This is a genomic window from Paenibacillus albicereus (assembly GCF_012676905.1).
In the GTDB taxonomy this organism is placed as follows: Bacteria; Bacillota; Bacilli; order Paenibacillales; family Paenibacillaceae; genus Paenibacillus_O; species Paenibacillus_O albicereus.
Genome location: NZ_CP051428.1, coordinates 3,557,777 through 3,583,535, shown reverse-complemented (window position 1 = coordinate 3,583,535; position 25,759 = coordinate 3,557,777). Strand labels below are relative to the sequence as shown.

General features: G+C 58.6%; 40 protein-coding genes and 1 pseudogene. 36 read left to right on the top strand and 5 right to left on the bottom strand.

Translation table 11 applies throughout. The features are described 5' to 3' along the window. The 9 genes from HGI30_RS16130 (at position 1) to HGI30_RS16090 (ending at position 7,152) form a co-directional block, all read left to right on the top strand. A complete protein-coding gene (locus HGI30_RS16130; protein ID WP_168909925.1) occupies positions 1–243 on the top strand; it encodes a DUF4321 domain-containing protein in 243 nt (80 codons plus the stop codon). 39 nt (positions 244–282) lie between these two features. Next, positions 283–1,053 carry a Maf family protein gene (locus HGI30_RS16125; RefSeq protein WP_168908493.1) on the top strand — a complete coding sequence of 257 codons (771 nt, stop codon included), beginning with the start codon at positions 283–285 and terminating at the stop codon, positions 1,051–1,053. A 262-nt stretch (positions 1,054–1,315) separates the two neighbouring features. Next, the gene (radC, locus tag HGI30_RS16120; protein ID WP_168908492.1) at positions 1,316–2,002 is read left to right on the top strand and encodes a RadC family protein; all 687 of its coding nucleotides are present in this window, start codon (positions 1,316–1,318) and stop codon (positions 2,000–2,002) included. Positions 2,003–2,044: 42 nt separating this feature from the next. Then, the gene (locus HGI30_RS16115) at positions 2,045–3,070 is read left to right on the top strand and encodes a rod shape-determining protein (protein WP_168908491.1); all 1,026 of its coding nucleotides are present in this window, start codon (positions 2,045–2,047) and stop codon (positions 3,068–3,070) included. A gap of 38 nt (positions 3,071–3,108) precedes the next feature. Continuing rightward, positions 3,109–3,966 (top strand): rod shape-determining protein MreC, encoded by an 858-nt coding sequence (mreC, locus tag HGI30_RS16110; RefSeq protein WP_168908490.1) that lies wholly within the window; start codon positions 3,109–3,111, stop codon positions 3,964–3,966. After that, complete coding sequence (gene mreD, locus HGI30_RS16105) at positions 3,963–4,487, top strand: rod shape-determining protein MreD (protein WP_168908489.1); 525 nt, start codon at positions 3,963–3,965, stop codon at positions 4,485–4,487. Before mreC ends, mreD begins: the two co-directional genes overlap by 4 nt. Positions 4,488–4,542: 55 nt before the next feature. Beyond that, complete coding sequence (locus HGI30_RS16100; RefSeq protein WP_235680156.1) at positions 4,543–5,205, top strand: septum site-determining protein MinC; 663 nt, start codon at positions 4,543–4,545, stop codon at positions 5,203–5,205. A gap of 3 nt (positions 5,206–5,208) precedes the next feature. Beyond that, positions 5,209–6,000: a septum site-determining protein MinD gene (minD, locus tag HGI30_RS16095; protein WP_168908488.1), complete on the top strand. Its 792-nt coding sequence runs from the start codon at positions 5,209–5,211 to the stop codon at positions 5,998–6,000. 6 nt (positions 6,001–6,006) lie between these two features. Continuing rightward, entirely contained in the window at positions 6,007–7,152 is a 1,146-nt protein-coding gene (locus tag HGI30_RS16090) for an FtsW/RodA/SpoVE family cell cycle protein (protein WP_168908487.1), read from the top strand. Positions 7,153–7,188: 36 nt separating this feature from the next. On the opposite strand, the gene HGI30_RS16085 is transcribed toward HGI30_RS16090, so the two are convergent. From HGI30_RS16085 to HGI30_RS16070, 4 genes are all read right to left on the bottom strand, one after another. Next, a complete protein-coding gene (locus tag HGI30_RS16085; RefSeq protein ID WP_168908486.1) occupies positions 7,189–8,409 on the bottom strand; it encodes a tyrosine-type recombinase/integrase in 1,221 nt (406 codons plus the stop codon). Between the two features lie 231 nt (positions 8,410–8,640). Then, positions 8,641–9,156 (bottom strand): hypothetical protein, encoded by a 516-nt coding sequence (locus tag HGI30_RS16080; RefSeq protein ID WP_168908485.1) that lies wholly within the window; start codon positions 9,154–9,156, stop codon positions 8,641–8,643. Positions 9,157–9,194: 38 nt separating this feature from the next. Then, positions 9,195–9,947, bottom strand: coding sequence for an ImmA/IrrE family metallo-endopeptidase (locus HGI30_RS16075; protein WP_168908484.1), 753 nt, complete (start codon positions 9,945–9,947; stop codon positions 9,195–9,197). Continuing rightward, positions 9,937–10,314, bottom strand: coding sequence for a helix-turn-helix domain-containing protein (locus HGI30_RS16070; RefSeq protein ID WP_168908483.1), 378 nt, complete (start codon positions 10,312–10,314; stop codon positions 9,937–9,939). The genes HGI30_RS16075 and HGI30_RS16070 overlap by 11 nt, the downstream gene beginning before the upstream one ends. Before the next feature lie 168 nt (positions 10,315–10,482). Between HGI30_RS16070 and HGI30_RS16065 the strand changes: the two genes are divergently transcribed. The 17 genes from HGI30_RS16065 (at position 10,483) to HGI30_RS15985 (ending at position 19,573) form a co-directional block, all read left to right on the top strand. Next, on the top strand, positions 10,483–10,734 hold the full coding sequence (locus tag HGI30_RS16065) for a helix-turn-helix domain-containing protein (protein WP_168908482.1): 252 nt from the start codon (positions 10,483–10,485) through the stop codon (positions 10,732–10,734). Further along, a complete protein-coding gene (locus HGI30_RS16060; protein ID WP_168908481.1) occupies positions 10,735–10,941 on the top strand; it encodes a hypothetical protein in 207 nt (68 codons plus the stop codon). Beyond that, positions 10,934–11,251, top strand: a complete 318-nt coding sequence (locus HGI30_RS16055; protein WP_168908480.1) for a DNA-binding protein — start codon at positions 10,934–10,936, stop codon at positions 11,249–11,251. Before HGI30_RS16060 ends, HGI30_RS16055 begins: the two co-directional genes overlap by 8 nt. Next, positions 11,248–11,817: a helix-turn-helix domain-containing protein gene (locus HGI30_RS16050; protein WP_235680155.1), complete on the top strand. Its 570-nt coding sequence runs from the start codon at positions 11,248–11,250 to the stop codon at positions 11,815–11,817. Before HGI30_RS16055 ends, HGI30_RS16050 begins: the two co-directional genes overlap by 4 nt. After that, a complete protein-coding gene (locus HGI30_RS16045) occupies positions 11,814–12,098 on the top strand; it encodes a hypothetical protein (protein ID WP_168908479.1) in 285 nt (94 codons plus the stop codon). Before HGI30_RS16050 ends, HGI30_RS16045 begins: the two co-directional genes overlap by 4 nt. Then, positions 12,088–12,261: a hypothetical protein gene (locus HGI30_RS16040; RefSeq protein ID WP_168908478.1), complete on the top strand. Its 174-nt coding sequence runs from the start codon at positions 12,088–12,090 to the stop codon at positions 12,259–12,261. The genes HGI30_RS16045 and HGI30_RS16040 overlap by 11 nt, the downstream gene beginning before the upstream one ends. 125 nt (positions 12,262–12,386) lie before the next feature. Continuing rightward, positions 12,387–12,638, top strand: a complete 252-nt coding sequence (locus HGI30_RS16035) for a hypothetical protein (protein WP_168908477.1) — start codon at positions 12,387–12,389, stop codon at positions 12,636–12,638. Between the two features lie 85 nt (positions 12,639–12,723). Next, positions 12,724–13,668 carry a YqaJ viral recombinase family nuclease gene (locus HGI30_RS16030; protein WP_168908476.1) on the top strand — a complete coding sequence of 315 codons (945 nt, stop codon included), beginning with the start codon at positions 12,724–12,726 and terminating at the stop codon, positions 13,666–13,668. Positions 13,669–13,682: 14 nt separating this feature from the next. Further along, positions 13,683–14,516, top strand: a complete 834-nt coding sequence (locus tag HGI30_RS16025; RefSeq protein ID WP_168908475.1) for a recombinase RecT — start codon at positions 13,683–13,685, stop codon at positions 14,514–14,516. Continuing rightward, entirely contained in the window at positions 14,509–14,742 is a 234-nt protein-coding gene (locus HGI30_RS16020) for a hypothetical protein (RefSeq protein ID WP_168908474.1), read from the top strand. Before HGI30_RS16025 ends, HGI30_RS16020 begins: the two co-directional genes overlap by 8 nt. Further along, entirely contained in the window at positions 14,717–15,325 is a 609-nt protein-coding gene (locus HGI30_RS16015) for a 3'-5' exonuclease (RefSeq protein ID WP_168908473.1), read from the top strand. Before HGI30_RS16020 ends, HGI30_RS16015 begins: the two co-directional genes overlap by 26 nt. Before the next feature lie 28 nt (positions 15,326–15,353). Continuing rightward, entirely contained in the window at positions 15,354–16,469 is a 1,116-nt protein-coding gene (locus tag HGI30_RS16010) for a replication protein (protein WP_168908472.1), read from the top strand. Continuing rightward, positions 16,459–17,808, top strand: a complete 1,350-nt coding sequence (locus tag HGI30_RS16005; RefSeq protein ID WP_168908471.1) for a replicative DNA helicase — start codon at positions 16,459–16,461, stop codon at positions 17,806–17,808. Before HGI30_RS16010 ends, HGI30_RS16005 begins: the two co-directional genes overlap by 11 nt. Continuing rightward, entirely contained in the window at positions 17,783–18,223 is a 441-nt protein-coding gene (locus tag HGI30_RS16000; RefSeq protein ID WP_168908470.1) for a hypothetical protein, read from the top strand. The genes HGI30_RS16005 and HGI30_RS16000 overlap by 26 nt, the downstream gene beginning before the upstream one ends. After that, positions 18,216–18,797, top strand: coding sequence for a hypothetical protein (locus tag HGI30_RS15995; RefSeq protein ID WP_235680154.1), 582 nt, complete (start codon positions 18,216–18,218; stop codon positions 18,795–18,797). Before HGI30_RS16000 ends, HGI30_RS15995 begins: the two co-directional genes overlap by 8 nt. Continuing rightward, on the top strand, positions 18,727–19,395 hold the full coding sequence (locus tag HGI30_RS15990; protein ID WP_168908469.1) for a hypothetical protein: 669 nt from the start codon (positions 18,727–18,729) through the stop codon (positions 19,393–19,395). Before HGI30_RS15995 ends, HGI30_RS15990 begins: the two co-directional genes overlap by 71 nt. 25 nt (positions 19,396–19,420) lie before the next feature. Then, the gene (locus tag HGI30_RS15985; protein ID WP_168908468.1) at positions 19,421–19,573 is read left to right on the top strand and encodes a hypothetical protein; all 153 of its coding nucleotides are present in this window, start codon (positions 19,421–19,423) and stop codon (positions 19,571–19,573) included. Here HGI30_RS15985 and HGI30_RS15980 read toward each other — a convergent pair. Continuing rightward, complete coding sequence (locus HGI30_RS15980; RefSeq protein ID WP_168908467.1) at positions 19,570–19,857, bottom strand: hypothetical protein; 288 nt, start codon at positions 19,855–19,857, stop codon at positions 19,570–19,572. The two genes, HGI30_RS15985 and HGI30_RS15980, sit on opposite strands and share 4 nt — an antisense overlap. Positions 19,858–19,940: 83 nt before the next feature. Here HGI30_RS15980 and HGI30_RS23465 point away from each other — a divergent pair. From HGI30_RS23465 to HGI30_RS15935, 10 genes and pseudogenes are all read left to right on the top strand, one after another. After that, a pseudogene (locus HGI30_RS23465) lies at positions 19,941–20,063 on the top strand (phosphoadenosine phosphosulfate reductase domain-containing protein); the annotation flags it as partial. Between the two features lie 247 nt (positions 20,064–20,310). After that, positions 20,311–20,829 carry a phosphoadenosine phosphosulfate reductase domain-containing protein gene (locus tag HGI30_RS23460; protein WP_268957795.1) on the top strand — a complete coding sequence of 173 codons (519 nt, stop codon included), beginning with the start codon at positions 20,311–20,313 and terminating at the stop codon, positions 20,827–20,829. Between the two features lie 54 nt (positions 20,830–20,883). Next, on the top strand, positions 20,884–21,096 hold the full coding sequence (locus HGI30_RS15970) for a hypothetical protein (RefSeq protein WP_168908466.1): 213 nt from the start codon (positions 20,884–20,886) through the stop codon (positions 21,094–21,096). 38 nt (positions 21,097–21,134) lie between these two features. Continuing rightward, positions 21,135–21,389 (top strand): hypothetical protein, encoded by a 255-nt coding sequence (locus tag HGI30_RS15965; protein WP_168908465.1) that lies wholly within the window; start codon positions 21,135–21,137, stop codon positions 21,387–21,389. Further along, complete coding sequence (locus tag HGI30_RS15960; RefSeq protein WP_168908464.1) at positions 21,386–22,063, top strand: hypothetical protein; 678 nt, start codon at positions 21,386–21,388, stop codon at positions 22,061–22,063. The genes HGI30_RS15965 and HGI30_RS15960 overlap by 4 nt, the downstream gene beginning before the upstream one ends. Beyond that, a complete protein-coding gene (locus tag HGI30_RS15955; protein WP_168908463.1) occupies positions 22,056–22,268 on the top strand; it encodes a hypothetical protein in 213 nt (70 codons plus the stop codon). The genes HGI30_RS15960 and HGI30_RS15955 overlap by 8 nt, the downstream gene beginning before the upstream one ends. A 22-nt stretch (positions 22,269–22,290) precedes the next feature. After that, complete coding sequence (locus HGI30_RS15950) at positions 22,291–23,502, top strand: coiled-coil domain-containing protein (protein WP_168908462.1); 1,212 nt, start codon at positions 22,291–22,293, stop codon at positions 23,500–23,502. Between the two features lie 67 nt (positions 23,503–23,569). Further along, the gene (locus HGI30_RS15945; RefSeq protein ID WP_168908461.1) at positions 23,570–24,112 is read left to right on the top strand and encodes a sigma-70 family RNA polymerase sigma factor; all 543 of its coding nucleotides are present in this window, start codon (positions 23,570–23,572) and stop codon (positions 24,110–24,112) included. A gap of 38 nt (positions 24,113–24,150) precedes the next feature. Further along, entirely contained in the window at positions 24,151–24,891 is a 741-nt protein-coding gene (locus HGI30_RS15940) for a hypothetical protein (RefSeq protein WP_168908460.1), read from the top strand. Positions 24,892–25,041: 150 nt separating this feature from the next. Then, positions 25,042–25,758 (top strand): hypothetical protein, encoded by a 717-nt coding sequence (locus tag HGI30_RS15935; RefSeq protein ID WP_168908459.1) that lies wholly within the window; start codon positions 25,042–25,044, stop codon positions 25,756–25,758. The last annotated feature ends 1 nt before the right edge of the window (position 25,759 follow it).

Below are 25,759 nucleotides of genomic sequence, written 5' to 3'. Positions count from 1 at the left end.
ATGAAGAAGAACGGATGGACGCTGCTGCTGTTCGGCGCGCTCGGCCTGCTCGCCGGGGCGCTGGCCGACCGCTGGCTCAAGGAAGTTCCGGCGCTGGCGCAGCTGACGCGCTCCGCGGAGCTGAACTGGAGGCCGGCCGCCGATCTCGGCGTGCTGCGCTACGAGCTGGACCTGACGCTGAATTTCAGCGTCGTCAGCCTTGTCTGCCTCGTGCTGGCGCTGCTGCTGTACCGCAAGCTGTAGCCTTTCATTTCGACATACCGTTTGGAGGAGTGCTAGCGAATGAACGAAAACAACCTGCCGCAGCGGCTCGTGCTCGCCTCGTCCTCGCCGCGAAGGCGGGAGCTGGCTGCCGCGCTGCGGCTGCCGATCCCGCTGGAGGTGCTGGCCACCGATGCGGACGAGTCGGTCGGCCCGGAGCTGCGGCCACATGAGATCGTCGCGGAGCTGGCCCTGCGCAAGGCCATGGCTGCCGCGCTTCGTATCGAGGGCAGCGGCGGCCGCGCTCTCGTGCTTGGCGGCGACACGATCGTCGTGCTGGACGGGGAAGTGCTCGGCAAGCCGGTCGACGCCGAGGAGGCTCGCCTCACGCTGCGCCGCCTGAGCGGACGCGTCCATGAGGTGTACAGCGGCGTCGCGCTGCTCGCGACCGGCGGTCCCGTGCCGGCCGTCGCGACGGAGCTGCCGCCTGCCTTTCCGCCGGCCGGCGCGGCCTCGGCGCTTGCGTCCGACGCCGTCTGGGGGGAGCGGCAGCGGTTCGGCGGCATCGGAGACTACCGCGTGGCCGCTCCCGGCGGCCCAGCCATCGCGGCCTGCGGCTACACCCGCAGCAAGGTCCGCTTTCGCGAGCTCGGGGAGGCGCAGATCGCGGCCTACGTCGCATCCGGCGATCCGCTCGACAAGGCGGGCAGCTACGGCATCCAAGGTCTCGGCAGCGTGCTGATCGAGAAGATCGAAGGCGACTTCTACAGCATCATGGGCTTGCCGCTCAATCTGCTCTACGAGCTGCTGAAGTCCTTCGGACTCGACCCGCTCCAGCTGCGAGATCCTTGAGCCGGCAACTGGTTGCTGGCTGCTCCATCGACGGGAGCCGGCCTTTCCAAGCCGGCACGGTTCAGGGATAGGCCGGCGCCGGGGAGCCGATTCGGCCGCAGGTCCTTTTTTTTCGTCCATCTCCATCCGGAGATGGACTTTTTCATTGCTTCATTCGTCAGGGAATAGACGAAGCTCGAGATTTCTCGAAAAAGGAGAGGAGATAATGCCCGAAAAGGATGGTAAACTAAGGTAAACCCAGCGCAAAGGCGGTCGTCGAACGATGTCGGATTCGGTTTCTCTCAAACAATGGCCCGAGGAGGAGCGTCCCCGGGAGCGGATGCTGCAGCACGGGGCGGAAGCGCTCAGCCACGCGGAGCTGCTCGCCATCCTGCTGCGGACAGGCTCCTCCAGCGAGACGGCCGTGCATCTGGCCTCGCGCATCCTGCAGCAGTCCGGGAGCCTGCGCGGGCTCGTGGACATGGGCCACGGCGATCTGACCCGCATCAAAGGCATCGGACCGGCCAAGGCGCTGCAGATCCGCGCGGGCATCGAGCTCGGCCGCCGTCTGGCGCGCAGCCGCCGCGAGGAGACGATCGCCGTGCGGCGTCCCGAGGACGCCGCCGAGGTTTTGATGGAAGATCTCCGCTATCTCCAGGTGGAGCATTTCGTCTGCCTGTTCCTGAATACGAAAAACCACATCGTCGCCCGCGAGACGCTGTCCGTCGGCACGCTCAACGCCTCGCTCGTCCATCCGCGCGAAGTGTTCCGAGCGGCGATCCGCCACGGCAGCGCCTCGCTCATCTGCGCCCACAACCACCCGAGCGGCGATCCGACGCCGAGCGCGGAGGACCGGGCGCTGACGGCGCGCCTGCAGGAGGCCGGGGAGCTGGTCGGCATCGACGTCCTGGATCATATTGTCATCGGAGACGGACGCTTTATCAGTTTGAAGGAACGAGGCTTCATGTAATATAATGAATAGGATTGCCGCATTTTAGAAGGGAGTAGTACGATGTTCGGAGTTTCAAAGGATTTGGGGATTGACCTTGGCACAGCCAATACGCTGGTCTACGTAAGAGGAAAAGGAATCGCCGTCAGGGAGCCGTCCGTGGTCGCCCTTCGTACCGATACAAAAACGATCGAGGCCGTAGGCGAGCATGCCAAGAAGATGATCGGCCGCACGCCGGGCAACATCCGCGCCATCCGTCCGATGAAGGACGGCGTCATCGCCGATTTCGAAACGACGGCCACGATGATCAAATACTTCATCCGCCAGGCGCAGAAGCAGCGCTCGCTGTTCCCGCGCCATCCCAACGTGATGGTATGCGTCCCTTCCGGCATCACGTCCGTCGAGAAGCGGGCCGTCGAGGACGCGACGCGCCAGGCCGGAGCCCGTGACGCCTACACGATCGAGGAGCCGTTCGCGGCTGCGATCGGAGCCGATCTGCCCGTATGGGAGCCGACCGGCAGCATGGTCGTCGACATCGGCGGCGGCACGACCGAGGTCGCCGTCATCTCGCTCGGCGGCATCGTCACGAGCCGCTCCGTCCGCATCGCGGGCGATGAGATGGACGAGGCGATCATCCAATATATCAAGCGTCTGTACAACCTCATGATCGGCGAGCGCACGGCCGAGCAGCTCAAGATGGAGATCGGCTCGGCCATGCCGCTCGAGCAGCCGGTGACGATGGAGATCCGCGGCCGCGATCTCGTGACGGGACTGCCCAAAACGCTGTCCATCACGTCCGAGGAAATTACCGAGGCGCTGGCCGATACCATCTCGGCGATCGTCGACGCCGTCAAGATCACGCTGGAAAAATGCCCGCCGGAGCTGTCCGCGGACATCATGGACCGCGGCATCGTGCTGACCGGAGGCGGAGCTTTGCTGCGCAACCTGGACAAGCTGCTCTCGCGCGAGACCGGCATGCCGGTCATCGTCGCGGAGAATCCGCTGGACTGCGTCGCGATCGGCACAGGCCGCGCGCTGGAGAACATTCATCTTTTCAAGACCAAAGGCGGCTCGCGGTCGAAGCGATAACGCGCGAGCGGAGCTGAATAAGACGGGCGGGTGGACCCATGTTTAAGCATTTGCGGAACAGGCGGCTCTTCGTCCTCATGGTCAGCTTCATTCTCTTCATCGCGGTCATCGGCTTCTCCATCAGCTCCAAGGCGGGGCTGACGGCGCCGGAGAAGTTCCTGCGCGATACGACCGGCTACGTGCAGCAATGGTTCTACAAGCCCGCTGGCTACATAGCGGGCTTGTTCCAGGCTGTCGGCGATCTGCGAAAGGTGTACGAAGAGAATGACCGGCTGCGCATGACGGCAGCGGCCTACGCGCGCGACAAGGTGGAGTACAATGCGATCCAGCAGGAGAACGAGCGCCTGCAGGAGAAGCTCAAGTTCACCGAGGAGCAGAAGAAGATCTACGATTATACCTATCTGATCGCCCAGGTCGTGGCGGTCAGTCCGGACGCCTACAACCGGACGATGACGATCAATCTCGGCGCCCGCGAGGGCATCCGCGAGCGGATGGCCGTCATCTCCGAAAAGGGCATGATCGGCTATGTAAGCAAGGTGTCGGAGCTGACGTCGACCGTCATGCCGATCACGAGCCTCAATTCCGAGGAATCCGGCATCTCGGCGACGGTGCTCGGCAAGCAGAATCAGTCGTTCGGCATCCTTTCCGGCTACAACTCCGAGACGCAGCGGATCCTCATGACCAAGATCGCGGCGGACGACCCGATCAAGAAGGATGATACCGTCATCACCTCGGGCCTCGGCAACGTCTTTCCGCGCGGGATGGTCATCGGCACGGTCGAGAGCACCCAGGACAGCGACATCGGGCTGACGCGCGTCGCGAGCATCAAGCTGTCGGCGGACTTCGACCATCTGAGCGAAGTATTCGTCGTGCAGACATCGGGTATGGCCCAATGAAGATGCAGAGCATCGTGCTGCTGACGCTGCTCGCTTTCCTCGTGCAGACGAGCCTGTTCCCTTGGCTCGTGCCGGCGGCTTTTTCGGACCGGCTGCTGCCGCATTTCACGTTCGTGCTCGTCCTCTACGCGGCGCTTTATCGCAGCCGCCACGCGGCGCTGCTGCTCGGCGCGGGCTTCGGCCTGCTGCAGGACATCGTGTTCCGCGGCCATCTGCTCGGATTGCATGCGTATGCGATGGGGCTGATCGCCTACCTGATCGGCCTCCTGCTCGGCGGACGACGGCTCACGATGCTGTCGGCGCTGGCGATCGTCGCGATCGGCTCGCTGCTGTACGATATCGCGGTCTACTACGTCTACGACGTGTTCCGCTTCACGTCCGAGCCGCTGGCCTTGGCGCTGCAGCATCATATTTTCCCGAGCCTGTTCCTGCAGCTGGCGTTCGCGCTTGCCGTCTACATCCCGATCCGTCGGGCGTTCGAGGGCAAGTCGCGCGCCAAGCCGGCCGCTTCCGCAGACTAGCCCGGCAGGAATCGGCCGGTTTCGGGACGAATGATACCGTCAAGGAGGGACCGACGTGACCGACAAACAGCATATTACGATTAAAGGAGTCAAGGACGGTCTCATCTTCCTCTTTGACGATGCTTGCGAATTCGCGGAGCTTATGGACGAGCTCCAGTTCAAGCTTGAAAAGTCCCACCAGCAGCTTCTGTCGGGGCCGCTGGTTCATGTACATGTGAAGCTCGGCTCCCGGCCGGCTTCCGAGGAAGACAAGGAGCAGATCCGCAGCGTCATCCGCCAGCGGGGCAACCTGCTCGTGCAGACGATCGAATCGGAGGCGCCCCGGCCTGACCCGGAGGGCGCCTCGGAGGCGTTCAAGATGATGACCGGCACGATCCGCTCGGGCCAGACGGTCGAGCATGACGGCAGCCTGCTGCTGCTCGGCGATCTCAATCCCGGCGGCGCGCTGCGATGCACCGGCGACATCTACGTGCTCGGCGCCTTGCGCGGCATGGCCCACGCCGGGTCGGACGGCCGGACGGACGTCATCATCGCCGCTTCCCAGCTGCGCCCGACGCAGCTGCGGATCGCCGACGTCATCAGCCGGCCGCCCGAAGAGTGGATGAGCGCCGACGCCTCGATGGAATACGCCTATCTGGAGGACGGGCGGATGCAGATCGACAAGATGAACCAGCTCGTGCGCATGCGCAAGGAGCCGATGCTGTTCAAAGGGGTGTAGAGCATGGGAGAAGCAATCGTCATCACATCAGGCAAGGGCGGCGTCGGCAAGACGACGACCTCCGCCAATCTGGGCACCGCCCTGGCTCTGCAGGGCAAGAAGGTCGCGATGGTCGACACCGACATCGGACTGCGCAATCTCGACGTCGTCATGGGACTCGAGAACCGCATCATCTATGACCTGGTCGACGTCGCCGAGGGACGGGTGCGGCTGCAGCAGGCGCTCGTGAAGGACAAGCGCTTCGACGACCTCAGCATGCTGCCCGCCGCCCAGACGAAGGACAAGTCCGCCGTCACGCCGGAGCAGGTGCGGGACATCGTGCTGGAGCTCAAGAAAGAGCATGACTACGTCATCATCGACTGCCCGGCCGGCATCGAGCAGGGCTTCCGCAACGCGATCGCCGGAGCCGATCGCGCGATTGTCGTGACGACGCCCGAAAATGCCGCCGTGCGCGACGCCGACCGCGTCATCGGCTTGCTGGAGCAGTCGCAGGTGCCGGCCAAGCTGGTCATCAACCGCATCAAGCACGCGATGGTAAAGAGCGGCGACATGCTCGACATCGACGACATCTGCCAGGTGCTGGCGATCGACCTGCTCGGCGTCGTTCCGGACGACGAGCGGGTCATCAAGGCCGCCAACTCCGGAGAGCCGACGGTCATGGACCCGACGAGCAAGGCGGCGATCGCCTACCGCAACATCGCCCGCCGCATCCTCGGCGACATGGTGCCGCTCATGCCGCTCGACGACAAGCCCGGGCGCTTCCGCAAGCTGCGCAAGTTTTTAGGGATTGGATGATATGAAGTGATCAACAAGCTCAAGAAAATGGATGTCGGCATCCTCACGCTGCTCGTCTGCTTCATGGCGATCAGTGCGATCCTCTTGTACAGCGTCGGAATGGCCGACCCATACTATGCCACCGCGTACAAGAAGACGCTGGTGTTCTACGCGCTCGGATTCGGTGTTCTGCTGATGTCTACGCTGGTCGACTACCGCCTCGTGCTGAAGGCATGGCCCGTCATCTACGGCGTCGGCGTCATCCTGCTCGTCGCCGTCAAGTTCGCCGGAAAAAAGATCAATGGTGCCTCGGGCTGGTTCACGATCGGCGAGCTGAGCTTCCAACCGGCGGAGCTCGGCAAGATCGTGCTCATCATCGCCGTCGCCTACATGATGGGGCGCAGGCAAGGGGAGAAGCTGCAGGTCGTCCGCGACCTGATGCCGATCGCCGCTGTGGCCGGACTGCCTTTCCTGCTCGTCGTCATCCAGCCGGACCTCGGCAACGCCATCATCTATCTCGTCATCCTGCTCGGCATGCTCTGGATCGGCAACGTCAAGTATTCGCATGTGCTGCTCGGCCTCGCCGTCGTCGTCGGCACGCTGACGCTGTTCGTCACGCTGTTCACGACCTACAACGACCAGATCAAGCAATACGCCGAGAAGCATGACGTCACCCACTGGTACGAGCGGATCAACACGTTCGTCGATCCCGACAATGCCGACCCGGACGCCAGGTATCAGTCCCGCAACGCCCGCATCGCGGTCGGCAGCGGCGGCTTGACCGGCGACGGCTTCCTCGAGGGCGATTCCAAAAATCGCGGCGTCGTGCCGTATACGTATTCGGACTCGATTTTCGTCGTCGTCGGAGAGGAGTTCGGCTTCCAGGGCTCGGCGGTGCTGCTGCTGCTGTATTTCCTGCTGATCTATCGGATGATTATGATCGCCTTCCAGTGCTACGACCTGCGAGGGGCGTTCATCATCATCGGCATTGCCTCGATGTACGTGTTCCAGGTGTTCCAGAACGTCGGGATGATGATCGGCATCATGCCGATCACCGGCATCACGCTGCCGTTCGTCAGCTATGGCGGCACGTCGCTATTGCTCAATATGCTATGCGTGGGGCTGGTTTTCAGCATCCGCGCGCATCAGGAGCGGTACCAATTGGAGAACTGACGAGGGGTACCGAAAACGAAAAAGGTCACAAAAAGGTCACGAATCTTGCAGAATGAGGCCTTTAAGGATGTCGGAGTAGGAGCTGCTGAGCTTCTGACCGGCATCCTTTTTCATTTTCTCCGTGACGTGCGTGTAGATTTTCAGCGTCGTCTTCGGATCGTCGTGGCCGACCCGATCCATGATGGTCTTCAGGTCGACCTTTGCCTCGGTCAGCATACTGATATGCGTATGGCGGAAGAAGTGGGGAGTCGCTGGCTTCTTCAGACCGGATTTTTTCAAGAGGCGCTTCATCCTGAATTCAATCTGCCGGTGAACCGTTGGATAGCCGCTGTCGTTAGCGAAGACGTAGTTTCCGTTATGGAAGTCAGCAGTCAGAAGCCGCTTCTCAAGGATGCGCTGGTTCTGCTGTGCCTTGTGCGTCTTCAGGAGCTTCATCACGTCCTCATCCAGGTCGAATTCCCTGATGGAGGCGGTTGTCTTAGGCGGAAGTAGTACGGTCGTCCTCATGTTGTTCCGGGGCGCGTACAGCGTCTTGGTCACGCGGATGTTGCCTGTCTCGAAGTCCACGTCTGTCCATTTCAAAGCGAGCGCTTCGCCAATCCGTAATCCCGAAAATGCCATGAGGTAGAAGAAGGGCGCGTCATTCGTCAGGCCATGCTCATTTACTGTGGCCAGGAACTGATGCAGCTCGCCGCGTTCCAGATAGCTGTTTTCAACCGGATTGTTTTCGATCTCCTCCACGGTGCGGACTTTCACCGGGATCGTCGCGCCGGCAGCCGGGTTGCTTTGGATGTATCGTTCCTTCAGCGCATGCTTGTAGACTAGGTTCGCCGCGACATGAACGCTATCCAACGTTGATTTTGAGTAGCCAGAATCAAACAGCTCGTTTAGCATCGACTGGTGCAGCTTCGGCGTGATGCGGTTGATATTCACGTGCTCCATGAACGAGAAGATAATCTTCAAGGAGTCCTTCCGGCGCTGGATGGTCCCGGGCTTTGCTCCTCCTCGAACGTAAGTCTCCAACCATTCCGCAGCTACCCGTCCAAACGGCAACTGCTTTAGATCCTTCTCGCTGAGCCCATGCTCGCCCAGCTTCTTAATCGCCTCGTCGCAGCGCGCCTCGGCCTCCTTCTTCGTATCGCCGCGCCGCTTGACCTGGTTCCGCGCCCCGGTGGCTGGATCAGGCGGGCCGTCCTTGATGCAAACCCACTTGTAGCCCTGCTTGTTGTTGGCCGGGATCTTCGTGAATGATGCCATGCCTCTCCTCCTACTCCAGAATGTACGTTCGGAAAATCGTGGAAAGAAAAAGCCCTCAGCGGGCTTCTTCGAGACGGAATTCATGCTGGCTCTTGACGTAGTACATGCCGTTCACCCGCACCGCGTCCTTGATGTGCAGCTCAATTAGGCCGAAGGCTTGTGGCTCTCCGTCTTGCCAGATGCTGATGGGGATACTGTTGAGGTAAGCGTAGTTCAATAATTTATTATTTTTCATAAAACGCTGATGTAAATGGAATCTTTAGAGAAAGAAATTTTGGCATGTATTGTTTCAATTAAAAAATCAGAAACTGTTCCTTGAATGTGAAAAATAGAAGTCTTTTTAATACTGATCAACTTGTTTGGGATATTATTATTGATAAAGCTTTTTTTATCATTAATTGAAACAATATAATAATCATCATTAGATTCAGTAATTCTTAATTTGGTTTGATTCCCGAGTGAAATAGTATCAAATAATTCGGAGAACCGTTTTAAGTATGCACTTGCAACAAGCTTAGCTCGTTCCCCTTGAATATCTCGGTAGACAAATTTATTATAAAACCCGGATTCGTCTCTATTTATCCACGCTTCTAAATATTTTTTTATCTTGGCTTCGGAATCAGGACTATTCCCTGTAACTTCATATAACGCTGAATTATATGGGTTTTCCTCTACCCGATTTAGAATCTCAATAACCTCGTCTGAAGTGACAAGAACTTCGTGTTCTCCTCGCTTGAAAGTAATCATTTAATGCTCCTCCAATTCCCCATCGGCTGGGGGAGTTGCTATGTATCCTGCTGATCTCCAAACTTCCCGCACTTGAAGCAGACGTAACCATAGAAGTCCCGCAGCATGAGCTCTTGGCAGCTTTCGCAGACGCGCCATTCAACGTCCATTTCAGCGGCTGCCGCGACTTCCATCATCCAGATGCCAGGATCGATCGGCTCGTCCTCCAGGATTTCGGGCTTTTGCCAGACGAAGAATGGGATAACTTGTTCCGTCAGGCTGTCTCGAATCCGTTCATCAAGTTTCTCCAATCGCTTCCTGGCAGCCGAGATATTCACGTCAAACTTCTCCATGACGGCCTTCACGGTCAGGTCCATGACGCTCTTGAAACCGTAATTTGGCATCAAGAGCCGACTTGCAAACCAGTGGGCCTCGACCTCAAGTTTTTGGCCGAACTCTGGGATGTCGCTGCTGCTTGCCCAGTCAAATTCCGAATGCAGCAGAATATGCCCGATTTCATGGGCGAGTGTGTAGCGTTGGCGCCTTCGCTGCTTCAGGGGGGAGTGGCCCCGCGCTGCGTCGTCGGCAATGAAGATGATGTGGCGGCTATTACCTCGCCTCACATCTTTCGCAGTGTAGGCGTCTGGCCCGTACAGCGACTCGTACATGACTTTCCATCCGAATCGGGCTGCAATAAAGAACGGGTCGATCGCCGGTTCCGGATCGTTCAGCTCGCGCAGAATCTGCTCGGCCATGATGTTCGCTCGCTTGAAATCAGGTCGACCTGCGGAGCCTAGCGGGTCAATCTTCATCCTCGTCGAAGATTTCCCGAGCTTTCTTGGCAAGCTCCTGCATTTTGCGGAAGGCCTCGGGAGAGAGGTTTTTTTGAGAGCGAGCGATGAACTGGACGTCATTAGTTTCAAAGAAGTTGAATTCCCTTTCATGGTCGCCAGGTGCAGGACCTGCTGCAGCTCGTCCTAAAATGTTATCCACCGTCGTTTCAAAAATCTCAGCAAGCTGGTTTAGCAGGTCTGAATTGGGCTCATAAATGCCAGCTTCCCATTTAGAAATTGTGGTGTTATCGACCCCAAGTCGGTCTGCAAGTTGTCGCTGAGTCATATTGAATGACTTTCGAAGCTTCTTAATTCTCTCCGAATAGGGTTTTGCCGGAGGCTTCACCCTACCACCTCCAATATTTGATGATACCTCAAAACAACCATATCAATAATTGATGAAAAAGAGAATTAAGTTGAGTAAAGAGCAAATATTATGTTGACAGTTGATGTAAACTCAAATATTATTAATTCATGAGTTGAGCAAACATCAACAAGTAGGGCGGTGAAAAACATGGACGTAAACTACAGCAACCTTCGCCAGCTCCGAATTGAAAAACGGCTCCATCTTCAAGAGATGGCGCAGGCTTTGGGGCTTCGTACTGCTGGTGGATATCAGCGAATCGAGACCGGTGAAAACGAGCTGAAAGCAAAGCATATTCCAGCTATTGCAGAAAAGTTTGAGATGAAAATTCATGATCTCACAGACCAGCTTTTTTTTAAGAAAAAAGTTGAGCAAACCTCAACCGGAAGGGAGGTGATCTAATTGGACTCGATGGACGAAATCGCAGCAGCATGGGAAGGCGACGGCGCTTTGCCGGCGCTGCGGTTGCTGGATCTGGCCAACATGGTTCGGACGATGGTCGCTTATGTGAACCAGCGGAAATGCTCGGCGCTGGAGAAAAAACTGATCGCGGCAAACCTCAGCATCTTGCTGGAGCAGCCGGAGGAAGGAGAGAAGGAAAATGCTTGAGGTGAAATTCGATGAAGATCAGCTGAACCGCATCATCAACGCCGCGGTGGACAAGGCGCTTGAGCGGCACAGCCTGCAGAACAGCCTGCCGCCGATCCTGAACCGGCAGCAGTTCATGGAGCTGATGGATATCGGCGGAACGAAGGCGACCGAGCTCTTCAATCGGGAGGATTTCCCGGTAACGCGGGTGGCTGGCACACCTCGAGTGCTGACGCATCTGCTCCTGGAGTGGTGCGAGCGGCATACGGACTGGACCGAGAAGAACGCGGGGCCGGGCTGGAAGCGCCGGAGAGGCGGTCATGCCTCGTGAAGAAGAAGATCGACGTGCGGAAGGTCGTCGAGCAGACCGGCTGGGGCCGGCAGTTCTTGGAGGGCCGTGAGGAGCCCGCGCCAATGCTGGGCGGGCTGTGGGGGAGGCCGAGCGGGGAAACGGGCGGAGCGGTCAAGCGGGGGAACGAACCAGCTGCTTCCAGCTTACATCCTTCGGACGGAACGGAAAAAGCCCGCGTTCGTGCCGGATCTGCACAAAGCGGGGGATGGACGGCGAAGCAGCAGCCGATCGGCGAGATTTTGAAGGCCTGCCGGGAGCGAGCGGGCATGACGCAGGAGCAGCTCGCACGGAAGCTGCATGTCGACCGCTCGGTGCTGGCCAAGGTCGAGACCGGCGCCATCAAGAATCCCAGCTACGTCCTTGTGAAGCAGTGGGCCGCGGCGACGGAAGGGCTGGAGATGGTGAACATGGACCTGACCGGCGGCCGGGACGGCTGGAAGAAGCTGACGGCGATGGAGGCAGCGCTGAAGCAGGTGCGGTCGGTGATGGATGGCATGTCGCTGCGGAAGCGCGGCGCGGCCAAAGAGAGGAGCGGGACGCGATGAAGAGCAAGCGGCAGTTGGAGAGGGAAGCGGTTCGGCGGATCGCGGAGCTGCAGAAGCAGCGGGAATGGCTGCTGAAGCATCCGATGCGGGTGGAGCCGGAGCTGAGGCGGGCGGCGATCTGCTGGACGGAGATTGAAGTGGCCGACATCGACCGGCAAATAAAAAACGCCATCCGGCCAGGGATAGCGTCGCAACTGAGGACCCGACTAAAGGCGCTCGTTGACGCCATTATAGCACAGGCCGGACTGCCAGCCAAGAAGGGAGACGCGCATGGAACCTAATCTGGATCGCTTCAGCCGGCGCATGGTTTGGGAGATGCCGGCGCCGCTGGATCGAGATGGCGAGCACGATGAGCTCCGCGACGAGGAGCTGGAGGAGAGCTACTGGCGAAAGCAGCAACGGATCGAGGCGAGCGAGCGGCGACGCGACTTCGATCCGGAATGAAGCAGGGGCGCTTGTCCCCTGTCTGAGGGCAGCGTGAACGGTTGGCCCCCCTTTCCGTTCATGCTCCCTCAGATGCTGGACAAGCATCCGGGGCTGGTCCCCGATTCTGAAAAAGGAGGCGGCATATGAGAGAAATCTTTGACGAAGTGTCACGGTTTTTCGCGGAGATGAGAGGCGAATCCATGAGTACACAGGAGGCATCTGAATTTGTCGAGGTAGTGGCGAATTGTCTTGGCGGGCTCATTGCTTTACACCACGCGGAGGAGAATTTCGGGGAACTTTGTGCCAACATCGGTTCCCAAGCCGAAAGGAATGCGATCAGAGTCAGCAAGATGCCTGAAATCGTCCGCTATAAGGCCAAGAAAAACGAAAAATGACCGGCGGGCACCGGTCATCAAGAAGAACTATCTGCGGCCATCGTATCACGGTGGCCCACTCCAATCAAGAGGGAGGACTCTACCAATGGCAATGACAGTAGCAGCCGTAACGAAAGGCATGGAGCGTGCCGAATGGCTCAAGCTCCGGCAGCGCGGCATCGGCGGCTCGGACGCCGCGGCGGTGGCCGGCATGAACCCGTGGAAATCCCCGGTCGGCGTCTACTTGGAGAAGACGGGGCAGATCGTCCCACCGGAAGCCGGCGAGGCAGCTTATTGGGGCAATCAGCTCGAGGACGTTGTCGCCCGCGAGTTCGCGACACGGTCCGGCTTCAAGATCCAGCGGAGCAATAAGCTCTACCGGCACAAAGAGCATCCGTTCATGCTGGGCAACGTGGACCGCCTGATCACCGACGGCAGCAAACGGCGCGGCATTCTTGAGGTCAAGACGACGAATGCATGGGCCGGCGCGGACTGGGATGACGGCAAGATTCCGGATCATTACGCGATTCAGCTCCAGCATTATATGGCCGTCCTTGGACTGGATTACGGATTCTTCGCCGTCCTGATCGGCGGCAACCGGTTCGAGGAGCGCTACGTCGAGCGCGACGAAACGCTGATCAAGACGCTGATCGGCATCGAGCGGGAGTTCTGGACGGAGAACGTGCTGAAAGGCGTGCCGCCGATCGTTGACGGCAGCGGAGCAAGCACGGATCTGCTGAACTACCTGTACCCGACCAGCCGCCCGGAGCATGTTGTTCAGCTCGGCGTGAAGGATGAACCTCTGATTGGGGAGCTGAGGGCGGCCAAGGCTGCCGCCGAAGCTGCGGAGGAACGCTTTGAAGCCGTCAAGAACGCGTTGAAGGCCGAGATGAAGGACGCTGAGGCGGCGCTGCTCAACGGCGAGAAGGTCGCCAGCTGGAAGAGCAGCAGCCGGACGGCGCTGGACACGAAGGCCGTCAAGGCCGAGCTGCCGGAGATCTACGAGAAGTACGCGCGCACGAGCTCGTCTCGGCGCTTCCTGGTCCACTAAAGGGGGAGAAGCGAATGTCCGCAAGCAGAAGCACCGCGGAGCTTGGCAGCAAGCTCCAGTCGCGCACCAACAATGCGCCGACTCCACAGAAGCCGCAGAACGAGGGGCTGAAAGGCTTCCTCGCCGCGCCGGCCATCAAGAAGCGTTTCGAGGAAGTCCTCGACAAGCGGGCGCCACAGTTCATGAGCTCCATGCTCAACCTGTACACGGCAGACGCGAACCTGCAGAAATGCGAACCGATGAGCGTTATTGCATCCTGCATGGTGGCCGCGACGCTCGACCTTCCGGTCGACAAGAACCTCGGCTACGCCTGGATCGTGCCCTACAAAGGCCGCGCCACTTTCCAGCTCGGCTACAAGGGCTACATCCAGCTGGCGCTGAGAACGGGGCAGTACAAGTCCATCAACGTGACGGAGGTCTACGAGGGCGAGCTGGTCGTCTGGAATCGGCTGACGGAGGAATTCGTGATCGACTTCGAGGCCAAAACCTCGGACAAGGTCATCGGCTACGCCGGATACTTCGAGCTCGTCAACGGCTTCCGCAAGACGGTCTACTGGACCAAGGAAGAGATTGAGGCACACCGGAAGCAGTACTCGAAAACGGATTACGGCTGGAAACTCGACTACGACGCGATGGCCATGAAGACGGTCATCCGGAACATGCTCTCGAAGTGGGGCATCCTCTCGATCGAGATGCAGATGGGCTACAGCGAGGACGTGGACCCGCGCAAGACGATCGAGATCCAGCCGGACGGATCGGTCATCGAGATGGAGAACCCGGTTTGGCAGCTGGAGCCGGTCGATGGTGCCGGCGAGATGGACTTCGAGGGAGCCGCTGCAGGTGGTTGAGCCGAAGCTTGACGAGCTCGGCCGGCCGATGTGCCAGTCGGGCGTCGCGGAATGGATCTGGGCCTTCTACGGTCTGGATCCTGAACGGTTCAAGGATGAAGTGAAGAAGCATTTCGCGCTGGGCTACCCGAACTACACGGTGCGCAGCGCCAACTATGAGCAGCGGATCATCTGGCTGCAGGAGATTAGGAGCGAGGAACATGCTAAACGACGTCACCGTGTTTGACTTTGAAACCTCCGGCCTCAGTCCGGAGCGGGATCGCGTCATCGAGATGGCGGCCGTCCGAATCAAGAACGGCCAGATCGTGGCCGAGTTCAGTACCCTCGTACGAATCGACTTCCCGCTCGCACCGAAGATCACGGAGCTGACCGGCATCACGCCGGAGATGCTGACCGAGGCGACCGACGAGACGCTCGCCTTCAAGATTCTCCGGAACCTGATGGGAGACAGCCTCCTGGTCGCGCACAACGCGGCCTTCGACCTCCAGTTCCTGCATCACGGCATGCAGCGGCTGGCCGGCAAGACTTTCACCAACCCCTTCATGGACACGCTCACTATCTGCCGCGACAGGAAGCCGTATCCGCACAAGCTCGAGAACATGGCCGTCACCTACGGCATCGAGCTCGACGGCGCTCACCGCGCGCTGAACGACGTCAAGGCGACCTGGGAGTTGCTCGTAGCGCTCCATCTGGAGAAGCCAGTCGATGAGTGGCTGAACCGCCTGGGCTACCTCAGCAAGTACGGCCCGCCCACCTGGGCGCCGAATCACGCCAAGCTCTTTGGCACATCCAACCGCTACGCGAATTAGACCAATCTGAGAGAGGAGGACACGGCCGATGGCATCGCAGGTCAACCCACAGCCGGACGACGCGCACATCCGCATATCTCACGAGGTGCACCGGGAGCTGATCCGGAGGGATTTCAGCAAGCGGCAGCGGAACATCATCGACTTCATCCTGACGCTCAGCTGGGGCTGCGGACGGCCTGACGCCGTGATCCCTCAGCTCTCGCACTTCACCCTCTGCGGGGTGACCAAGAACAATATCCGCGACGAACTGGAGGCTCTGATGGCCGCCAAGGTCATCGGCTGGGAGAAGTCGGAGGGCATCTTCCGTTTCAACAAGCACTTCGACCAGTGGCAGATCACCCCGAATAAAGGGCATGATGCAGAGCTGATGAAGGATCTGATCGCGATAAATATCAGCCGATGCAGCCCTGAAAAAGTTCTTAAAACGAGAACTCAACGGTTCTTAAAACAAGAACCGAACGGTTCTCAAAATAAGAACTCTGACAGTGTTCAGTTCTTAAAACAAGAACCGGAAAGTTCTCAAAACAAGAACTGTCGAGTTCTTAAAACAGGAACTCCGACCCTCGAAAAACCCAGTCGTATCAAGGGTTTTCGGCTCTCTAAAGCAATTATTAAAGCAAAGATAAAAAAAGATCTAAAAGCAGCTGCTTTAGAAGACCCTCCCCTTCGGGCTGAAAAACCGGAACCCGCCCGTGAGCCCTTTATCCAGGTTCTGGACATGTACTGCGAGCTGCACCGGAAGATCGACACGCAGATCACGATGATGGATCGGCAGACGATCCAGCAGCTGCTAGGACAGGGCATCCCTTCCGACCTGGTTTGCGAGGTGATGGAGCGGGTCCATGCGGACAGAGTGGCCAAGGGCCAGACGATCGGCTCCTTGAGCTACTACCGGAATCCGGTGCTGGAGGAATGGCAGCGGCAGCAGGCTCCGCCGAAGCTCCAGGTCGTTTCAACCCAGAACCGGCAGCAGCCGGCCGCGCAGGACCGGTACTACGGCGGCATCATGACCGTCGAGGAAACAAACGACTGGATCGCCGAGCAAGACCGCAGGCGCGCCATCGTCGAGGAGGCGAAGAAAAACGGAACCTATGTCATCCCAGAGATCCCAGGATTCAGCAGACGTAAACCAAGTGCCGTTTGAGCGTGAACTCGAAATTCAAGTCCTCGGCGCGATGGTCATCGAGCCGGCCTGCATCGGCCTCGTCTACGAAATCGTCAAGCCGGACTATTTTTACCACACGGCCTACCGCCGGATCTGCAAGCGGATCTATGAGCTGTGGGAAGAGGACCCGGGACTGGTAGACTTGCCGGCCCTGGCGCCGACAGTCGTCGACACAGGAATGACGATCGACCACTTCGCCGGCCAGCTGCGGAACGTTGGGCGCATCACGGACACGACGGTGGAATACCTCAGCATCCGGCTCCGCGACATCGCCTCCCTGCGAGCGGCCATCCGGACATGCCAGGAGCTCAGCGGGAAGGGTGGGCTCAGGGAGCGCGAGGACATCCGGGAGGCGATCGCCCTTACCACGGCCAAGCTCGCCCGCATCGCGGACATGACGATCAAGACCGAGACGATGGTCGACGCCAAGGCTGCGGCCTTGAATTTCCACGACACGTTCGAGCGGATGCTAGCCGGCGCGAAGAGCGGCATGAGCGGCATCCCGACCCGAATCCACGCGCTGGACAAGATCCTGAGCGGGCTGCAGGACAACAATCTGATCGTCATCGGGGCGCGGCCGAGCATGGGCAAGACGACGCTCATGAATCAGCTCGCGCTGAACATCTCGCTTGCCGAGGGCGGGCAGCCGGGGGAGCCGGGCGCGATCTTCTCGCTGGAGAGCTCGCACGAGGAGCTGATGCGCCGGATGGTCTCGAACGTCTCCAGGATCAGCCTGCAGTCGCTCAAGGCCGGCACGATCCTCCCGGAAGAGTGGGAGCGGTACACGATGGCCATCGGCATCTTGAGCAACGCGAACTTCGTCATCGACGATCAGGCCGGTACGACGGTGGCCGAGATCAAGGCGAAGGCCCGTAAGATCAAGCGTGAGCGCGGCCTGCGGTACATCCTCATCGACTACCTCGGCAAGATCGGCGGGGCGCCCGGCGCCAAGCGGTACGATCTCGTCAGCGAGAACATCCGCGGCTTGAAGGATTTGGCCAAAGAGCTGAAGGTGCCGGTCGTCGTCTTCAGCCAGCTCAGCCGGAAGGTCGAGGAGCGCCAGAACAAGCGGCCGCTGATGAGCGACCTTCGGGAGAGCGGCGAGATCGAGCAGGAGGCGGACGTGATCGGCTTCCTGTACCGGGATGACTACTACGACAAGGAGAGCACCAAGAAAAACATCATCGAGCTGGACATCGCGAAGCAGCGGGACGGCCCGCTCGGGACGGTCGAGATGGCCTTCCTGAAGGATTTCAACCGGCTCGTGAATTTGGACACAGGGGGAAGCAAGCATGCTGAACAAATGGCACTCGTATGAGGCCGCCAAGCGGCTGTTCATGGCGACCGGAATAGAGCCGCTACCGCAAGACGTACAGCGCGAGCTGCCCGGCATCGAGCCGGAAGCGCTGGTCGATGGGCTCATCGAATACTACAAGATCCAAGGAGGCGCATGGCATGTATCAGCTGATGTACAGGGGGCGGCCGCTGGGGCCGCAGTACGAAACGGAGGCGGAGGTGGCGGCCGCGCTGGTGAGGAATTGGCCTTGCTTCCACGGCCTGACCTGGAAGCGGGTAGCGTAGAACGGCGCAATCGGGCCGGGGAAGCGTTCCTCCGGGTGCTGGATGACCTGGAGACCAAGGCGGAGCACATGCGTGAGCTCGGCGCGGCCATGGCGGCCGCATGCTATGACTACGCGGCGGAGCAGCTGCGGACGGCCTTGGCAGATGCCTAGGTACGTCGGCATCGACCCCAGCACCAAGACCGGGCTGGTCGTCCTTGACGAGGAAGGCGAGATCTGGGAGGAACGGGAGGTCGCTGAGGACAGCCTGAACGGCCGCGCGCCGACGCCGGAGGCGATGCTGGCGCTGATTCGGAAGGTGATGGCCCTCGTTGAGCCCGGCGATCAGGTGGCCATCGAGGGTTTCGGCTTCGCCAGCGAGAGCGGGTTCCTGCTCGGCGGCATCGGGTGGGCGATTCGGCTGCAGCTTCACATCCGGGGCATCACATTCGTCGAGGTCGCGCCGTCCGCGCTCAAGAAGTTCAGCGGGGCCGGCGGAAACTGCGCCAAGGAAGTGCTGGCCGTCGAGGTCTACGCTCGCTGGGGCTTCCGGTCCCGCAGCAACAACATCACGGACGCCTATGTGCTCGCGCAGATCGCTCGCGCGCTGCATGAGCCGGTCCGGCTGATTAAACGGCAAGAGGAAGTCATTTCAAACCTGAGAGGATGTTCTGAAAATGGCAAACGTACAGTTCCAAGCAAAATTCGGAAAAATCACGCTGGCAGGAAAAAACAAAGTCGAGCTTGAGCTGCCGGAGAGCATGGCTTTCACGAAGATCGCCGAAATCGCCAGCTTCAAGGGTCACGAGATCGTGGTGCAATTTGGAAACCCACAAGTCGAGATGCTGTTCGACCGCGGTCCGGGAGGCGCGCTGGTGGCCAAGATCGACGGCAGCGGTGTTGTCGAGTCCGCGGAGCGTGCGGACGGCGGTGAGGGAGACGGCAGCGAACCGGAGATGGAGCTGGACTTCGGTTCGGAAGAGCATGGCGGCGAGAGCGGTGATCCTGCTCTGGAGGATGAGCAGCAGGAAGAAGAAGGCGGCCAGGAGACGGAAGACGGGGACGAGGGCGGCGAGCAGGCCGGCGAAGGTGAGGAAGAGCCCGGCGCGGACGTGAGCAAAGAGGAAATCGAGGAATTCATCCTGACCGTGAAGCCGACCTTCCAGGACATTCCGTTCGACTTCCCGGCAATCATCGCCAAGCGCCAAGAAACGAACGAGCGCTGGATGGACACGGCGAAGAGCCTGCATGTCACTACAGGCAAGCTCCAGGCATCGTTCGGCGCTTACAAGAAGCGCGTCAAAAAAATGATTATCGAGCAGAGAGACGACAACGGGGCGGCCTAAGCCCCGTTTCCCTATGGAGGATTGCATGAACGAGAAATTCCCGTACGAAGACGAGCTGCTGAAGCTAGAAGAAGGGCAGGAGGAAGTCCTGATTATCCGCGGCCGGGCATACCTGGTGGCTCCGGCGACGGAGGCGGACATCGAGCGAATCGGGAAAGGATACTTTTGCTTGGATTAGGATTTTTCTGATAACCGAATCTCAACATTGTGCTTGCAGTTAGGGCAACAAGTTGTAGCGGTAAACTCCTTCTTATCCTCATGAATGATGTCGAGAAGTTGAGTCAACAAGCCGGGGATAGATAAAGCTCCGAGAATCAGCGCCACTCTGTTCATGAAGATAGAATCCTTTAAAACATCGACACTGTTAACTCCAACCAACAACATAAAGCCAAAAAAAAGGATAAAGATTAGAACAGTGAGTCCTGAGATTGCTTTGAAAATTTTGACGGTTCTTTTTTTCATAAGAATTCCCCCCCCGATCCTTTAACGGCAAAACGAGCCTTCAGTTTCATAAGGAGGGATAGGGAGTGCCGACCATCAACGTAATGACCGTGTCCGGAGGCAAAGACAGCGCGGCCATGTGGATTTATGCAACGCGGGAGCTTGGCGAAGAGGTCCACCCGGTATTCTCGGACACGGGAAACGAGCATCCGACGACATATGAATATCTGGATTACCTTGAACAGGAGCTTGGGCCGATCCAGCGCATCAAGGCGGACTTCGCCTCGCAGATTGAAAGGAAACGCGTCACCGTTCAGACCAAGTGGCGGGAAGAGGGCGTCCCGGAGTCGATCATCGGGCAGGCGCTGGCGGTACTGCAACCGACAGGGAATCCATTCTTGGACATGGCGATTTGGAAAGGGCGCTTCCACGAAAGCGCGGTTCTGCACCCAGGAGCTCAAGATCATCCCGACGATGGAGCAGGTGTACATGCCTCTGCTGGAGGCCGGTCATCATGTCGTCAGCTGGCAAGGTGTACGCGCTCAAGAGAGTCCGGCCCGCGCCAAGCTGACGGAGCGCGAGGCCACTCCGGAGGGCTACGAAATTTATCGGCCGATCCTGCTCTGGACCGTCGAGGACGTGTTCGCGATGCACGACAAGCACGGCATCAAGCCAAATCCTCTCTATAAGCAAGGGATGGGCCGGGTTGGCTGTATGCCCTGCATCAACTGCGGCAAGCAGGAGCTGTACGAGATCGCCCGGCGCTACCCGACGGAGATCGAGCGAATCGCGGCCTGGGAAGGAATTGTTGCTCAGGCAAGTAAGCGCGGGGGATCAACTTTTTTCCCAACGGCAAACGGCCACGGCGAGGGCATTCACGACGAGGTTGCCTGGTCAAGGACCGCATACGGTGGCAAGAACTACGACCTTTTCAAGGCGATGGAGTTTGAGGACGTACCGACCTGCAGCAGCCAGTACGGACTTTGTGAATAGCCCCCAGGGGCACAACACAGGGAGGCTAAGGCTTCCCACAAGGAGGACAAACCAATGAACAGACAACCGATTTTGGACGTGCTGAACAGCCTGGAGGTCAAGCCGATCCCAATTGCCGATGGCCCTGACGGACCGTTAGGATGGACGGTCTCGCCCTCACTGCTGACAGAGATCGAGTCGAGCACGGAGTGGCCAACCAGCATGGAGGGCGTGGAGCAAGTCATCTTGGCGCTATGCAAACGCGGATACGCGAGACTGGACAGATAATGGAGCGCCCCTAGGGGCCTCCCAAGGAGGGATAACGGATGGAACCGACATTCGAAAATGTAGCGAAATACCTGATAAATGAATCCGGCAAGTGTGCATCAGAGGAAAGTCTCTACACCTTGTTGTCGATGGCTTCCCACACGATCGGAGCAATGGTCTGCCACTTTGACACAGAAGCACGTTCGGACATTTTGATGCGGCTTACGGCCGCTATGGGAACAGGGTACCAGTTAACGGCAAAGGCCATCGGTGAGCCGAGCAGCATTGAGATCATTTTAGGAGGCCGCCCATGAGTAACGAACAGCAGCCGATTCGCGTGCCTGCTCCTGGGCGCGTGGTGAGCGGGCCGGCTAAGGGGGTAGTAGGCAGAGTGTTCGCGGTCGAAGGCGACAGTGTGTCCATCCAACTAGGCAGCGGCGTAATCATTGTGCATCGTCGCGACGTCGAGCAGGATGACAGCGATCCGATGGAGGACAGCGTCCCAGCAGCCCAGCCCGCCCGCATGACGGCGGAGCAGATTGCGGAGATATCGGAGGGCTTGCGGAACCCGACCCTGTTCGTCCAGAACGGGTACGGGTGGGCTAATTCCCTCCTAGCCGAGGTACAGCGCCAGCAGGGAGAGATCAACATCCACGTAGCGGAGATTGACCGGATGACACGAAAATGGGCATGTGAGGTCACGGCGACGAAGCGCCTACAGGCCGAGAACGACCAGCTTCGTGAGTCCGTGCAGAATTGGGCAGACGCTGCAGCAGGCTGGGAGAGCCAGGCGGCTCAGCTCCGCCAGAAGCTGGGAGAGGCCGTCGAGAAGCTGGAGTGGTACGGGGACGAGACGGAGGAGGAGGACAGCGTCTACTACTGCCAGCCACGAGGATACGAATTTATGCCGAGCGAGGTTCAGGTCGACGGCGGCCAGCGTGCACGTGAGATTCTCACCAAGCTGAAAGGAGATAGAGCCGATGGGTAGGGACTCCAGATTCAAGCGGCAGCTGACCGAGGTGGTGGAAGAGCGGGCGGAAGATTTTGAAATTACCTTGGATCAAGCTCTGTCGGTGATCGAGGAGCAGGGCGGCGAAATAACGAAGGTTCGACGCCTTTCTAAGGACAACGGAGTTCAATACGCGGTTGTTCACTATACCTGGGAGCCGCCGGCGATCTGCGCGGATCTGTAAAGGCTGGAGAGGAGTGACCAGCATGCGCTTCCTTCGCTGGACAAATAAAAAAGGCCGCACAAGGCGGCCAGAACATACACAAACCAATCATAAGGCAGGAGAGGGCGATGGTAAAGGGCCGATGGGAGATTCATGGGGGCTACGGGGTGCTGGTGGACACGACGGGCCGGGAGGTTGGTCTCCTCAAAATGCTGGAGCTGCCGGGAGAGACGAAATTGAGAGGAGAAATGTCAACATGCCACATGAAGACCTGCATGAAAAGTACGAAGCCCTCGAGGTAGAAAAGATGGCTTTGAACCCGGAGAACCCGGACGACCGGTTCCGCCGGACGATCCTGGAGAACGAGCAGGCCGGCATCGCCGCACAGATCAAGGAGGCCGATCGCCTGCAGCGCCAGGCGGAGGAGGTTGCGGACGTCCAGCTGCCGGAGGATTACGACGCTCGCTGGGGCGTCGAGGGAGCGAACGACGAGATCCGGAACCTGATCAGCCAGGTCAAGGAGTACGCGTTCGCACAGCACAACGACGAGCTGGCGGCCGTGCTGGACGAGCATGCTGCCCGTGAGCGGGAACTGCAGGAGCGCATCCGGGTGCTGACGGAGGACGCGGTGCAGTACGAGTCCAAGATCGAAGCGGCGGGCGAAGACCTGCGCAAGGAGCGCGCGGCGAAGCACGCGGCCATCGAGGGCATGCGGGACGCGGAGAGCAAGCGCGACAACGCTGTGACCATGCTGCAGGAGGCGCAGGAAGAGGCCAAGCGGCAACAAGCCCAGGCCGAGAGCTTCAAGCGCCAAATTGACGAGCTGGAAGGTATGCTGCGGACCTACAAGAGCCGTCAGGGCTCCGGCAGCAAGGGCGGCCTGGTTCTGACCTCTACGCTCAAACCTGAGAGCGACGCCGATCGGGAGGAGCGCCTGAAGCGCGAGAAGCTGGAGCAGCTGAACCGACAGCTCGAGCGTCATGGAGCAGCGCCGATCCCGCTGCCGCCTGTGGCCGGGACCGTCACCTTTCCCGGAGCTGCTGCTGATGCACCAGCGAGCGCTCCGGAAGCGGAAGAGGTGAAGCCGGTCGACGATCGATTTTCTGAGGACGCGCTTCCGGACAACGCCGTGGAAGGAAAGTCCGCTGATCGAGCGGTGGCGCTCTCGGCAGAAGAAATTGCTGACCGATTCGCAGCGCTGGAAGGACGAATTGAACGCCTCGAAGCAGGAGCAGCAGCGCTTCGGACGGCTTGACCTATAACCGACAGCCAAGGGCGCCATAGCGGCGCTCTTTGGCTCATTCAGAGGAGGATGAACAGAGATGGCAATCGGACAGCTGTACTCGAAGTTTGAGGCCTACACGATCATGAACATGGGGCCGGCGACCGCGGACAATTACCGGCGCTCCCGCAAGATGACCCGGGCCCTGCACGCCAAGTCCACCGACAAGGCGGAGCGGCGCGTCCTTGCCGAGATGGTGGCGGAGTGCGATTACGTCATCGACTGGTTGGAAACTGGCCGCAGGCCGGGAAGCATCCGGGGCGTGGAGCGCGCGGTGCGCGTCCAGACCTGGGACCCGGCCATCCTGGACAGCTACAGCTCGCCGAACAGCCGCTGGGTGGTGGAGAGGGATAAAAGCTCGCGCGACCTGACGGAGGACGAGCGCTTCCGGATCGAGGAGGCCATGCGTGACCTGTCGGAGCGGGAGCGGCAATGCTACATGCTGCACGTCGTCGACGGCATGACCTTCGAAGAGATCAGCCGAGAGCTTCATGTGGGGCGGAGCAGCGTCCAGACGTACATCGAGCGGGCGCGGGAGAAGATTGAAAAAACCAAGTTGACGAGCTTATTCCTTCTGGGATAAGCTTTTTTTGGCTTAGCTTTGGAAAATGGAGGCAGATCATGGGGTATATTCAACCTGGAGTGAGTAAGAAAGAGTTTGATGATTTTAAAAATGAATTGACAAAGAAAAAGAAACGGAACTGGTGGAGAACCCAAGACTGGTTCTGGGTGCTTGCAATGTTTGTTTACACACAGGGAATTATTTTTATTGATAACGATGCTGTAATGGGTATAATTTCATACGGTTCAACATTCGTTTCGTTTGCGTTAGGTGCTGTTGCAATATACATTTCTGTACGTGAAGCTACTAAAAGCGACGTGGTCAATATTCAAATGCATGAATTAATTGGAGAACTCAGAGAAAAATTGACACAGATGGATACAAAGATAAATAAATTTGACCCTGACAAAAAATTCAATGATGTTGAAGATCGGGTTAATAAAATTGTTGATTTAAAGATTAATGGCTTAGGAAAAGAGGAAGTAAATAAAGCCGAAGTTGCAAATGATATAAAAGAAAATATATCAAAAGAACTAAATGAGCTTAAGAGTTCATTGAATGTTAATAATTCTACATTTGTAAGGTCTCATATTAGAGTGGGAAGGATGGAATCTCATATTGACAAGTGGATTGCTACTCTCGAACCAGAAACGGTATTCACAAATAAACAGTTATTCAATGAAGTGCTTGAAAAATATCATGGATTTATAAGCCCGCTAAATATACACAAACGACTCGATGACCTTTGCCAGTATGGAGTTATTGAGAAAATATCTGATAAAGAGTATAAAAAGTTGTAGAACGATAATTTTCGCCATGCACCCCGCCATTTAACGAAAAGCATAACGTTAAGCCTCAAACACTTGCTGGATAAGGGTTCGAGGCTTTTTCACTTGGAGATTTAACGAAACAATAACGGCTGACGAGGCCGTAACGTTAAGGAGGGCGCAATGATGGCGAAGCCGTTGAAGATCGAACAGCTCGGCCTACAGAGCGTCGTCGCGGCCGGATTGAGAGATGGCAAGAACCCGCAGCAAATCGCCGAGGCATGCTCGCGGGAAGCAAAGGTGCCTGTCAGCAACATGGCGGTGCGGCGCTACCTGGAGGCAATGGAGACAGCTGCTTTGTCACCTGCACAGCGCGGAGCGGAGCCTGTGTCCACCGTCTTTCCTACGGAGCAGAAGAGGCAGGCCTTCCGGAAAGAGCCAGACCGCGTGGCCAGGCTCGTGGAACGGGATATCGACCTGATCGACCTGCAATTCCGGACCACGCAAGCGCTGGCCGATCGCTTCGACTGGATCGCGGATCTGCCGGACATGTTCGAGCGGCGAGTGATTATGCTGCGGGACATGCTCAAGGAAGACGGCGTCGAGGTGTCTGCGCTGGACCGATGGGGCATTGGCTTCACGCTGGAACTGAGGCGCAACATCGGCAACATGACGGCCCTCAACCGCGAGCTGAGGGAGAACGCACGGTTCATGGCGTCGCTGCGGGAGAAGGCGTTCGAGTTCTCGTTGATTCAGGAATACCTCAGCGTCTTCATGGACATCTTCCGCGCGGAGAACCCGGAGGCATACGAGGTGGCCGAACAGAAGATTGCGGCTAACCCGCGCCTTCAGCGGATCGTCGAGCAGCAACAGCAGATGAGGGGGTATCAGGAGGCATGAA